Here is a 12,882-nt window from a genome sequence, read left to right as displayed (position 1 = left end):
ATCCACCCCGTCAAAGCGGGGAGGTCAGGGGGCAGTGTTGTCTACAAACTCTTCGCCGAGCCGGGTTAAGAGCAGCGCAACCCGGCCGGAACTTCAGTCTTATGCGATAACGACGGCGCGAACCTCTTCATCCGCCTTTGGATACGGATCTTCGTCCCAAAACTCTCTGAATGCCGTCGACCAATCGCGCGTCGCGGCTCTCGCTCTCGCCGCCGCAGCCATGCGCTGTCGCAGCTCATCTGACTCAACCAATGAACGCATCGCATCCCGCCATGCTTTGACGTCGTAGCCGGGCAAAACGAATCCGCTCTCGTTGGGCAGAATAATTTCCTTCGGTCCTCCCTCATTGGAGACCAATGACGGCAAACCGGACGCCTGTGCTTCCAACACCGAGTTTCCGTACGTATCCGTCGTCGACGGAAAAACAAACACGTCTCCCGATGCGTAGGCTTTCGCGAGCTCTTTACCTTTGACAAAACCCGGGAAGACAATCATCGGCGGCAGCTTGCGCGCAATCAGTTCGTCACGGAACGGACCGTCGCCGACGATGGCTAAAGCAGCTCTCTTTTGCAAAACGTCATCCTGCAAAAACGCATCGACGATGACATCAAGATTTTTTTCTCGTGACACGCGGCCCGTGTAAACAAAGATTACGCGGTCGGTGATGCCGTGCGGTTTATAAAACTCTTCGTCACGATGACGTGGATTGTAGAACTCAAGGTCGGTGCCGCGGGTGTAGATAAACAACCTGCGCGGATTGAATCCGTGGTCGATGAGCTGTTTACGGTAGTGGTCGCTCGGCGAATACACCGCGTCCGCCATTCCGTAAAACCAGCGCATGAATTTCCAAGTCGTCTTTTCGAGCCCTTCATCGCCGGTAATCTGCCGTACGTGCTGCGGAAAATCACTGTGGTAGATTGAGCGCACCGGAACCTGATAGAGTTTCGCCGCAAAGATTGCCAACAAACCGACCGGTCCCGGCGTCGAGATGATGTACTCGTCGAAATCCTGCGATTCAAGATAGCGCATGATGCGCAAGATCGGCGGCACGGACAGCTTCTGCAGTTCGTAATCTGGAATCGACACTTCGCCGACAGGCGGGAAATTCAAAAACTTCGAACCCGTCGGTCCGCGCGATTCGGCGACGGAACAAATGATCTCCAGATCAGCGTCCAGTTTTTCGGCGACGTCGGACATCCTATGCAGCGTCATCGAAACGCCGTTCACGTCCGTCACCGTATCTGAAAACCACGCCACTTTTTTTCTTCCGGACTTCTTCGGAAGTTCAAGCGTGCCGTCGACGCGCTGGTAAATCTCTTTAATGAGTTTGCGGTCGCGGTTGAGCTTGTCAAAAGAGTAGATGTACGGCGCCATCACGCTTTGAATCGGCAGCAACGCGGCCACGAGCGGCAGGCCGCTGCCTATCTGACCGCGCCCGAAATCTTCCATCGCGTCTTCAAGCAGTCGGTAGCTCAAATTGCTGAGCACGCGGTCCGCCATATTGTAAAGTCGCGCGTCGAATGTTTCAAGGTCATCGCGGTCGATTCCGATCAACCGCTCTTCCTTGGGCAGAGCGCGGTAAGCCCGCAGCGTCTCGGCGATCAACTTGCTTTCCACGGCGGACGGCTTTTTGCGGATCTTGAAGACCTTCTTTAATCCGTCCCAAACTGCACGCGTTACCTGCTTGCGCGTAGGCTTCTCCGGAGTCAGCACGCGGTTGAGAACCAATTCGAGCAGACCTTGAACGTCGCCTTCGCTCTTACGGACTTTTTGAGCGTAAAGCTGCGCGCCGACCCTGTACATCGAATGTGCCGACGACATCGTGGAGCCGTGCAATCCCTGCGGAACTCCGGCACGCTGCCGCAGTTTCTGCAAATACTCGCCCGCGCTCGGCACACTTGCAGTCTCCGTCCACGTCAAACCGGCGTACTGCCCGCAATAGTCGTTGGAGCTGCCGATTTGCCCTTTTTGCCACGGACGCTCGGACGTAGGCTCAATCTTCCATTTGCGTTGAATCTGATCCAAATATTCCGGCGTCAACGCGTCGAGAAACGCGGCCATGAATTCATTTGTACGCTGCTGCCGACCGCCGCTGCGCGATTCAAAATGATCAAAGAGCAATAGAAGTCTCTCAACATGATCGGCAGAGAGTTTTCCGTCATGCGGTTCAAGCGGCTGAGCTACGACGTGAAACAAGTTTTCCGACAACAGATAATCGCGCACGCTGTACAAGTTACCGCGATAAGACAAAATCTTCGCGAGCTGCGTGTTGTTTAATCCGTAGACAAGCAAACGAACCGGACATCCGTCCTCGGGAAACTCAGTTGCCGTCTCACATGCCGGAATTACGTCCGCATGATGCGCAAGCTGGGCATATCCATCCAAAGTGTCACTGTCCGTAATCGCGACAAAGTCCATCCCTCGCCGTTTCGCTTGCTCATAGGCCGCGACCGGATCAGTCATAGACTCCGACACCTTCATCTTCTTCAAAAAGAAGTTGGTAGGCCGGTTCGAAAACTTGGTATGAATATGTAAATCAGCTTTGGACATTTCTGTTTCCCCCCGGTCTTCCGGGGGGATAAAAGGGGGGTCAAACGTTGAGCCTTCTACTACCGTCGGCCTCCGGCCGTCGCTTGTCGTCGAGCGGGGAATAAGGAGTGTCAGTCAAATCTACTACCGTCGGCCTCCGGCCGTCGCTTGTCGCCGAGCGGGGATTTAGCGAAGCGGTTCCCCGCCGGAATCTGCCTGCACTTCCGCTTTCCGCCACATAAAGTAAATCGGAATCCCCAGCAACACAATGATTAGTCCCGGCCAGGTATACTGCGGTTTGTAAATCAAAAGATTGAGCGAAAAGAGCACCGCAAACACCAAATACAATATCTGCAAATACGGATACCCCGGCGCGCGGAACGGTCGTTCGTCGTCAGGCCGCAACGTGCGCAACCGAATAATTCCCCACACCGTCAACACGTAAAAGAGTACCGTCGCAAACACGACGTAATCGAGCAAATCGCCGTATTTTCCTGAAAGACACAACACTCCACTCCACAAACCTTGCATCACCAGCGCGACGCCCGGCACACCGTGTTTGTTGATCTTGCGCGCGTCTTTGAAAAACAAACCGTGCTCCGCCATCGCGTAATACACACGCGCACCGGTCAGCACAATGCCGTTATTGCAGCCAAACGTCGAGATCATCACACACGCCGCGACAATCACAATCGCCGCTCCGCCTAAAAGCGTTTCGACGCTGGCGGTCGCCACGCGGTCACTCGCGGCAAACTGCATCCCAAGTTGCATGACGCCCTGCCCGTTCGGATCGCCCGCAAGCGGCAGCATAAACAGATATGCGACGTTCGTCAGCATGTAAAGTCCGGTGACCAGAAACGTACCCATCGCAAGACTTTTTGCAACCGTCTTCTGCGGATTCTCCGTCTCCCCCGCCGTAAACGTCGAGCTATTCCACGCATCCAGCGCGAAAATCGCTCCGACACATCCGAGACCAATTGCGCTCAAGAAATCCGTTCCCGACAGCGACTGCGTGATCAACCTTCCATCTTCGCCCACCGTCGCACGCACGGCATCCCACGCATGTGCAAAATTCAGCTTGATAACGTCGGGATTCGCGCCGACGGAAAACCCCAATGCAATCAACAATACAAGGACTGCGATTTTGCTGAACGTAAACAGATTCTGCACGAACTTTCCTTCGCGCAGTCCCTGCATGTTCAGATAGGTCAGCAGGGTGATGTTGAACAAAGCTAAGAGCTGCGCGGCCGAAAACTTCAGCGACGCGATTTCAAAGAGCACATTTGATTCGGAAAACCACGGCACTAACACCGCCGTGAACTTCGCGAACGCCACGGCGACGGCGGCAATCGTGCCGCACTGAATCACCATAAAGAACGTCCAGCCGTACATAAATCCGATCAGCGGATTGTACGCGTTGCGCAAATAGATGTATTGCCCGCCCGCTTGCGGATACATGCCCGACAGTTCGCCGTAACTGACCGCCGGTATGATCGTCATCACCCCGCTCAGCGCCCACACGAACAACAGCCAGCCCGAGGACCCGACGTTGCGCGCGATGTCGGACGAGACAATAAAAATACCCGAGCCGATCATCGAACCGACCACGAGCATCGTCGCGTCCATCAAGCGCAGCTTGGTCTTCACGCGGCTCTCGCTTCCGTTTCAGCCTTCTCCCGCAGCTCTTCCAACGCGGCTTCGATCTTCAAAGTGAACTCGTGAACGTCGGCGCTTTCGCCGGGATGCGGAATCGGTTCGCCGTAATACAAAAAAACTCGTGAAAACGGTTTGGGCAGAGTAAACCGGTCCCACGAGCGAAATACCCAAGTACGATCTGCGGCAAAGATAACGGGGATGACGTCGGCGCCTGAGTTAATCGAGATATAGGCGGCGCCGTCTTTAAGTTTGTAGATCGGACCTCGCGGTCCGTCGCCGATCATCGCGGCAGTTTGACCGGCACGAACTTTCTCTATCATCGCCAGCGCGGCGGTCGACCCTCCGCGAGTCGAACTTCCGCGCACAGTTTCATATCCGATTTTTTCCACGACCTGAGAAACCAATTCTCCGTCGCGGTGTTGCGAAATCATCGCCACGACGTTCCGCTTCCGGCAATGATACGTTGACCCCAGCAATCTGCCGTGCCACGTCACCATCACCAGCGGCTTGCGCGCTTTCATGTAAGATTCGACTTCTGAAAAGCCGCTTACACGAAACCGCCACGTCGCGCCGAGAATCAGAACGGCCAGATGGCCGAAGCGAGTGCCGAGAGTGAAGAGGAGACGATTCGTAGCAGAGTGGTCGTCAGTGTGTACAGCACGGCAAGCGCGGAGTCAGTTGTGTCCGCCGAATTGGCGGAAACTCCGCGGATCGTTGCCGCAGTTGCGGATATACTTTCGCGTACCAGTCGCGGCGTCTGAGCAAGTTCATGCACGCAATAGCGGGCCGTCGCAATGGAACCGTTGACTCCCTGACGCACGCCGAACGTCGTGGACTTACTGACACGTCCCGCCGGATTGCAGCCCGCGCCCGCGTCCGCAGTCGGCGAGCACAATTGAATCACGACGCGCTTCGGCGCCATGACTCGTGACGGATCATCCGTCTGATCGAATGCGAACAGCACGGATGACATCGCCAACACAATTCCCAGTACAGTAGCAAATCGAAGTAAGCTCATCCGATTTCCCCTATCGATGAATTCAAAGCCACTCATCAAGCAGAGCGCTCCCTCAAGCGCTCAAGGTTCATGTCTCCCCCCAAAACTCACGAAGTGATTTTTGGGGGATTAAGGGGGGCTTCCCCTTTACTCTTCGCCGAGCGGGGATTAAGCCTTGCCCTCGAACATAGTGAAGGGGCGTCAGCGCGGTTCCCCGCCGGAATCTGTTCCCAGCAACTCCACCGCCATCTCAGCCACTCGTTTCCCCGCGCCTGGTTCGCCCAATTGCACCCGAACTTTCTCAAGTTTCGCGCGCGCATTGCGAATCGCATCCGGCACAGTCAACAGTGGCAACAGAGTTCCCGCGAGTTTGTCAGGATTCGCGTCATCCTGCACAAACTCCGGCACAACTTCTTCGCCCGCGAGCAAATTCGCCATCGCGATATGCGGAACCTTCACGATTCTCTTTCCAATCGCGAAACTCAAAGCGGACGTTTTATAGAACACAACATACGGATTACCGAAAAACGCGGCTTCCACAGTCGATGATCCCGACTTCACCAAAGAAGCATTCGCATGAGCAAGCAGTTCATGCGAAACTCCCCGCGCTCGAATAATCTCTGCTCCCACTCGCTTTAGCGGGGGGGCAAGGGGGGGTCTCTCTGATCCCCCTCCGCGCTGCGCGGGGGGGCTAGGGGGGGTCATGTAGGAGTCATAGAACTCCGGCGCCACCGTCGGCGACTCGGCCAAAATCGGCACCAAATCCGGAATCAGCCTCTTCAGGATTCGCACGGTCTCGACCACCACGGGCAAATGCCTGCGCAATTCCTGTTTTCTCGACCCCGGCAAAATCCCCAAAACACGGGCGTCGGGCTCAATTCCGATACTCTTTAGGAACTCGCCTCTCGGAGGGATTTCTCCTGTTTCATCCAAGAGCGGATGACCCACAAATCGCGCATCACATCCAAATCCTTGAAAAAGCTGTTCTTCAAAGGGGAAAATGACCGCAATTTTGTGAGCAAGTTGAGCCAATTCCGGCCCTCGAGCGGCCTTCCACGCCCATACTTGAGGTGCAATATAATACAGAATTCTCGGCTTGTAAACACTTTTCCGCGAATTCAAATATCTGAGCAGCGAAAAATGCAGTCCGGGGTAGTCTATTAAGATGATCAGCTCCGGCTTTCGGGCCATGATTTCCCGCAAAACCGTCTTACGCACATGCATCACATAGGGTAGGTGCCGCACCACCTCGGCGAACCCCATGAACGCGAGCTTCCGCGCATGAAATAGCAGCTCCACCCCTTGACCCTGCATCCGATCGCCACCCAGCCCAAAGAAAGAAGCATTAGGTAGCTGTTCCTTCAGGTTTTGTACAACAAACGATCCATGAAAATCCCCGGACGCTTCCCCCGCCGAAATGAAGATGGAAGTTCCCCCTCGCTTCAGCGGGGGGGTAAGGGGGGGTGATTCCGATTCCCCCCCGGTCTTCCGGGGGGGCAAGGGGGGGTCAAGCGTCAAAATATCGAGGCCTGTCTTGTTCGCCGTTGTGGGTCTCCAGACCCGCAATGGCGAGTCCGAGACAACTATCTCAAGAGAACCATCTTCCTCGTCATCGAGTGATGGTCAGCTCTAAAGTTATAGAAATAAACTCCCGAAGGCAAACTCGCCGCATCGAACGAAACCCGGTGCACTCCCGCGATCATCGTTTCATCCACCAGCGTAGCTACCAATCTTCCCGTCACATCAAACACCTTCAAACTCGCCTTGCTTGTGGTCGGCAAAGAAAACTCAATCACCGTCGAAGGATTGAACGGATTGGGATAATTCTGCGCCAGAGAAAACTCCGTCGGCACAACAGGTTCATCTTCAACACTCACCGGAATCGGATCGTAGATGCGTTGCGCGGCAAGACTGATTGCAAAGCCGGTCGACGAAAATTCTGACCACGCAACGGCAATTCCTTCGTCGACATCGGCGACCAATTGATAGTCCAATGTTCGCATCGGCGACTCAATCAGCTCTGAACCCGACTGATCATGCCAGAAGGGATCAGGTGCGGATTCACCGTTTCCATTCAAGTGAACCGCAAGAAGATTCGTGGTATAAGACGGGTCCTGCTCCGACCAGCATACGTAGATGTTCTCGGAATTGACCACCGCAATTTTCGGCCAACCGACATTTGAAAAGTTCATCTCGAACACACGCGCATTCTCAGTCCACAGCAAATCTCCGTTCGGCGAGATCTTCTGCACACGAATATTTCGCAGCCCCGATTCACTTTCACCAAAATAAGTTGCAAAGACATTGTCCGCTTGGTCAATTCCGAGTTTCGGATATGATGAGTAGTACGAAACCGTGTCCAATCGTACACCTTCCGTCGGCCACAGCAAGCTGCCGTTCGCGTCAAGTCTCTGCACCCGCGGCCAATCTCCCTGCGCATAATAGCCTGCTCGCCACGTTAGCACCGCGCCGCCATGTCCGTCCGAAATCACGTCGCTGAAGTCAATGCTGTCCGGAGTTGCCGCAGTTTGCCAGTCAATAGTCCCCTCTGAAGTCAAACGAAGGGCTTCGACATGATATGCTGCAAAGTCGTCAGTCCTGCCGAATGCGATGCACGATCCGTTCGTGCTCGGCACGAGACCGACGACAATTTCGTCATAAAACGTTTCATTCAAGACGGTCGTCGGTTCACTCCACATCGTTTGGCACTGAGAGTTGACTCTTTGCGCAAAGATATCCAAGTAAAAATTATCATCAAACTCCGACCAAACCACATAGGCTCCATTGGATTGGTCAGAGATACAATGTGCGTAGCGCTGATCATAGATAGGCGAGCCTATCAGCTGGCCGGACGCAGGACCAATTTGCGTGCCGTCTGCCGCTCGCCGGGTGAGCCGGAGAATTCTATTGCCACCCTCAAAGCTGGCAAACACACAGAAAAATCCGCCCGCGCCGTCGGAGCACAACGAAAGGTCTTCAATCGCCAATTCATCGCCTGCGGGAATAACAAGTTCGGCCCCGCTCTCCGGAAACTCGCTGCTGCCGTCCGCTTCCAAAATCTTGTAGTAAAGCGACTTTGAGAAATCACCCCTTGTGTCTTCCCAGACGAGAGCAATCCGCGCGTTGGGCAAAGACAACGTGGCATAGTTTCCAACATCTCCAAAGAGATAGTCGTCAAGCAGAAGCGTGGATGCAAGCGCGCCGTTGATCAAGTCAAACGACTTCACCCGCAAATGGTCTGATTGTTCGGGTGCGTTTTCCCACACGACGATGGCGCGATTGCCGCCGCCCAGCAGAACCCGCGCACTGCTCGTGTATCTACCGGATGAATATTCCATGAAGCAGTCATTCCAAACCGAAGAGCCGCTCGCATTCACGTGTGAGAGTCTGAAACTCGGGCTGTTGACCCAGTCCTCATTCCAAATAACCAACGCGCCTCCCGCTTGATCGCTCGCGATGCGGCCCACTTCTTGATAAAGAAACTGCTCCGAGGACGGACACATTTCATTTGTGCCCCAGAGCAATTCAGAAGTGAGATTTACTTTCTGAACAAAGACGCGGTCAAAATATGGTTCACTCCGGCTCTGCCAACCAACAAGCAATCCATCTATTGTACCCTGCGCAAAACTCAATGCCACTCGAGAGTATCCGTAATGTGGACCCGCAATCTGAACGCCGCCTTCTTGCCACATAAGTTGACCGTCGACGTTCAGTCGCTGTGCATTGGTTGTACGGCCATTTGGGCCGCTAACGTCCCAGCTTATCAAAGCGCCGCCCGTTCCGTCACCATACACATTGAAATTCGCATAGGGTGCTTCCGCATCTCCAAGCAACGCGGGCGATGGCCAAACAGATGTTCCAGTCGCGTCATATCGCTGGCAAAAAACATCCGGGGCGGCTTGCCAAGCAGCAAACGCGCCCCCTGCTCCGTCCGCAGCAATGGAGTAGAGTGACCAATTGGTAGCCTCCGGCAGTTCCAATGGAGCTGCCCAAGCAAGCGCACCCGCCGAAGTCACCCGCTGCAAATACCAATGGCCCGCGCTGTACCAATGGATATATGCGCCGCCGTTGCCGTCGTCACACATTGCCAATTCAGGACGGTAGTCAGCTGTGCCGCCATCGTGTATCAGCACACCGTCGAGCGCAGGAGCTGCCCACATGCGTGTTCCGCCCGCAGAGTACTTCATGGCTTTTACACGGCCCCGAATAACATATACCTCATCCTCATTCAGGATATCAAGGTCCATCCACGTGACAATATATCCATCGCCCACGAAGATAACTTCAGGATAACTGATTCCCGCGTCGCCACCGCGAGCCAGAAGTCGTCCGTTGAAATCCGAGACTTCGCTTCCGTCCGACGACAGCCACTGACCATAAAGCTCCGGCGTGCGTCGCTTTTCCAGCGTCCACACAAGCATTGAAGCGCCGTCGTCCGCGCTGGCGGTTTCTCCCCACCAGCGCAGAAAGTTCGCTTCTCTCACCGCCACACCATCCGTATCCCACTGTCGCGGATCGGCAAAAGAGTTATCAGACATCAAGGCAATTGTAGCAAGGCAAAGTATCCAAAGCATAATAGCCTCCGTAGCACTCAATGAAAAGTTACTTGATCAACACCATCTTGCGGGTGAACGACCTGTCCGCGGCTTCGAGTTTATAAAAATACACTCCCGACGACAATCTCGATCCGTCAAAATGCGCGCGATGATTTCCCGCCGTCATCTGCTCATCCACCAGCGTCGTAACCAATCTGCCTGTCACATCAAACACCTTCAAACCCGCCTTGCTCGTGGTCGGCAAAGAAAACTCAATCACCGTCGAAGGATTGAACGGATTGGGATAGTTTTGCGACAGCGAAAACTCCGACGGAAGCGCGGCAGGTTCATTCACGTCGGTGAAGATCGGATCATAAAGCCGTTGCGCGAAAACCGAGTAGTCGTATCCCAACCCGCAGCGCGCATCCAGCCATGCCACTGTAAGCCCGCCTGCGCCATCTGCAACCGCCGAGGGACTTGTTTGAAAATACGGGTAATTGCAGATAGGACTGCCGCCCTCCTGCCAGTACGAATCATCCCGAACTTGTCCGCGCGCATTCAGATGTGTTCCGTAGATGTCGCTCTCCCACCAAATTGCTCCGCCGGCACGTTCATCGTTCCACAGTACATAAATCTCATTGTCACTAATTGTAATCGTGATGGGATTGTATTGGTCGTGCGCAGCCGTAGTCAAAGGCACACCTCCCTCAAGCCACGCAACGGTTCCGTTCGCAAGCACTCGTTGTCCGTAGATGTCCAAATCGGTCGCATTAAATTGTTCCCATGCCATGGTCACGTTGCCGGGAATATCCGCTGAGCAGGAAATATCTCGAATGTAGTCTTCACTTTCATAGAACAGCACGCCTTGCTCGCCGAACAGAAGTTCTCCCGTTGGAGAAATACGCTGCACCCACGCGCGGTAAATATCCGTATCATTGTCGCGGTCAATCCATGTGACGAAAGCGCCGTCATAATTGTCCGTGCACGCGCCAAACTCTGTAGAATAACCGCTGCCGCCCAAGTGAGCCGCCAAACTTATGTTCCAATCGACATCGCCCGTCGTCGAAACGCGCGCGATTCGTTGTTCAGCGTTCTCGAATTCCAACAGCTTATAGCCGATCAAAACGGCGTGATCGGAACTCGTTGTAACCAAGAACGGCGCAGCGTCAATTCCTCCGCCGTCAAACACTGCAGGAGACTCCCACACAGGCTGACACTGCGAATCGAGACGCGCAACCAGCACATCCAAAACAAATTGTGTGTTGTACCAGCCCGCCGCGACGTAGCACCCGCCCATACCGTCAGCGATGCAAATCACTCTATTGTAGTCAACCTCAAGAAAGCCGTCAAACGTGAGTTCAACTCCTTCCGGCGGCGAAACAAAATTCCCGTTGCCGTCAACGTGAACCACGCGCTGCAAATAATATCCCTCTTCATAGCTTCGTAAAGCGGCAAAGAATCCTCCGTTGCCGTCAGAACAAAGCTCGGGCCGCGTCGCCCACACGGGGGTTCCGTCAGCATTCCGGCACAACAGCCGTTCGTCTTCTTCCAGCACCGCATTGCCGAACACATCGACGATTTGGAAATGTGACGTTTCATTCCAGCCGTTCGACGTCGACCAAGCTGTCGCGGTAGAACCGTTGTTCAGTTTGACAATCTGAACAGACTGAATGTCCCGTCTATCTCCGGGAGTGATACGCGTGGATTCATTCTCGTCCGGAGTTCCCGTCGCCAGACTAAAGTCCCACACGCGTATGTCATTGTCCAATCCTGAGCTCCGTTCAAGCCAACCGAAGCGCACAATGTCATTGATGACTTGCGGATTGCTAAGCACGAAGATCGCATTGTCAGACGAGTCGACCGCCAGCATACAGCTTTCGTTCCATGGCCGCGTCTCGTCAGCTCCGATTCTGGTCAAACCCGTGTACTGTGAATAGTGCGCGCCGATACTGCGGTACTCTGCCGCGCACAGTGCGCCGCCCGATTGGTCAGACGCGATACGAATGTCAGAAGGGATCAACGAATCACTCAAAGCATCGCAGACGACCGCGCCGTCAAGACCCCAAACTGGAACTCCGGAAATCGAGACCTTTTGCGCGACGAGGTTGTAGTAGTCGTCCGGAGCGTCGCCCGTGATGGAGAGATAGCCGTCGACGACTCCGCCGGAAAACGAGGGAGCCATTTCGTGCCGCCACCATTGCTGGGTCATTTCAAGAACGGTCACACCCGCCGCCTGCCATTGAACGGCACCCTGTGCGTCGAGATGCTGCGCGACGAGTGCAGTCTCCGTCCCGTCAATCAGCCATTCCACCAATGCTCCGCCGCTGCCGTCCATGCAAATCTGCGGTGAATAGTGGTCGCCGCCGGAGTGAACCAACGCTCCGTCTTCGTCGTTCCACGCGAATGTCCCGTCAGCAAGAAGTTTGTTGGCGCGCAGTTCTCGCACATTTCCGCTTACAAAAACCCACGTGAACAAAATGCCGTCAGCGCCGTCGCTTGCAAAGTTATTGCTTTCGTAGTAGTAGGGAACATCAACCGGCTGCTCCCACATCATCTCACCGTCTGCGGCCACCCGTTGCGCACGGTCTTCATTCCACGTGTGCCAAGTGATTATTGCGCCTTCGCCGCTCGGATTCACCGTGTAGGATTTCGGAGCGTACCAATCCAAAGTCGGTGAAACCGGAATTCCAGCGCGTCCGCTAAACCACAGCGGAGCTCCGTTGTCGTCGATCTTTATGGCACGCAATTCACCCGTCGCGCCGAAATCGCTGCGGTCATCGCGACCGGTGTAGATCACGACTCCGTCCAGCCAAACAATAACCCATCCTCCCTCAACCGCAGTGACATCAGGGAAGGAAGCCTTGGATGTTCCATAAGCAAGGACAATCCCATCCGTTGCCCAAAGTTGTGCTCCGGTGGGCGAAAGAAGCTGACCCTTGATCACGGGGTCACTGCCCTCAGATTGTGCCCACACCAAAAGCGTGGTCCCGTCTGCGCGCGATACTGAAGAAAAATCATCAATAACACGAACCGCGCGAACGGGAAATCCATCTCTATCCCATTGGCGCGGTTCAGCGAGAGCGTCACTACCAGCAAAAAAGCTAAGTAAGACAAGAATAATCCAAAACATACCCACCTCCGAAGGTTTGAAACCAAAGAAGCAAA

7 protein-coding genes are annotated in these 12,882 nt (G+C 54.6%); all 7 read right to left on the bottom strand.

Annotated elements, in window-relative coordinates; all coding sequences use genetic code 11:
- Positions 1–99 precede the first annotated feature (99 nt).
- Complete coding sequence (locus tag H6507_08705; GenBank protein ID MCB9369169.1) at positions 100–2,550, bottom strand: glycosyltransferase; 2,451 nt, start codon at positions 2,548–2,550, stop codon at positions 100–102.
- 165 nt (positions 2,551–2,715) lie between these two features.
- Complete coding sequence (locus tag H6507_08700; protein MCB9369168.1) at positions 2,716–4,155, bottom strand: amino acid permease; 1,440 nt, start codon at positions 4,153–4,155, stop codon at positions 2,716–2,718.
- A gap of 17 nt (positions 4,156–4,172) precedes the next feature.
- A complete protein-coding gene (locus H6507_08695) occupies positions 4,173–4,706 on the bottom strand; it encodes a lysophospholipid acyltransferase family protein (GenBank protein MCB9369167.1) in 534 nt (177 codons plus the stop codon).
- A 56-nt stretch (positions 4,707–4,762) separates the two neighbouring features.
- On the bottom strand, positions 4,763–5,203 hold the full coding sequence (locus H6507_08690; GenBank protein ID MCB9369166.1) for a hypothetical protein: 441 nt from the start codon (positions 5,201–5,203) through the stop codon (positions 4,763–4,765).
- A gap of 180 nt (positions 5,204–5,383) precedes the next feature.
- Positions 5,384–6,700, bottom strand: a complete 1,317-nt coding sequence (gene lpxB / locus H6507_08685) for a lipid-A-disaccharide synthase (protein MCB9369165.1) — start codon at positions 6,698–6,700, stop codon at positions 5,384–5,386.
- Between the two features lie 65 nt (positions 6,701–6,765).
- Positions 6,766–9,756, bottom strand: coding sequence for a T9SS type A sorting domain-containing protein (locus H6507_08680; GenBank protein MCB9369164.1), 2,991 nt, complete (start codon positions 9,754–9,756; stop codon positions 6,766–6,768).
- Positions 9,757–9,784: 28 nt separating this feature from the next.
- The gene (locus H6507_08675) at positions 9,785–12,847 is read right to left on the bottom strand and encodes a T9SS type A sorting domain-containing protein (protein ID MCB9369163.1); all 3,063 of its coding nucleotides are present in this window, start codon (positions 12,845–12,847) and stop codon (positions 9,785–9,787) included.
- Positions 12,848–12,882: the final 35 nt, after the last annotated feature.

Source organism: Calditrichota bacterium, assembly GCA_020637445.1.
Classification (GTDB): domain Bacteria; phylum Electryoneota; class RPQS01; order RPQS01; family RPQS01; genus JABWCQ01.
The sequence above is the reverse complement of the archived record's forward strand: the minus strand, read 5'-3'. Positions and strand labels throughout refer to the sequence as shown.

Excerpts from the sequence above, each read along its gene's own strand:
- H6507_08705 (MCB9369169.1), bottom strand. The coding sequence starts at position 2,550 with ATGTCCAAAGCTGATTTACATATTCATACCAAGTTTTCGAACCGGCCT.
- H6507_08700 (MCB9369168.1), bottom strand. The coding sequence starts at position 4,155 with ATGGACGCGACGATGCTCGTGGTCGGTTCGATGATCGGCTCGGGTATT.
- H6507_08695 (MCB9369167.1), bottom strand. The coding sequence starts at position 4,706 with ATGAAAGCGCGCAAGCCGCTGGTGATGGTGACGTGGCACGGCAGATTG.
- H6507_08690 (MCB9369166.1), bottom strand. The coding sequence starts at position 5,203 with ATGAGCTTACTTCGATTTGCTACTGTACTGGGAATTGTGTTGGCGATG.
- H6507_08680 (MCB9369164.1), bottom strand. The coding sequence starts at position 9,756 with ATGCTTTGGATACTTTGCCTTGCTACAATTGCCTTGATGTCTGATAAC.
- H6507_08675 (MCB9369163.1), bottom strand. The coding sequence starts at position 12,847 with ATGTTTTGGATTATTCTTGTCTTACTTAGCTTTTTTGCTGGTAGTGAC.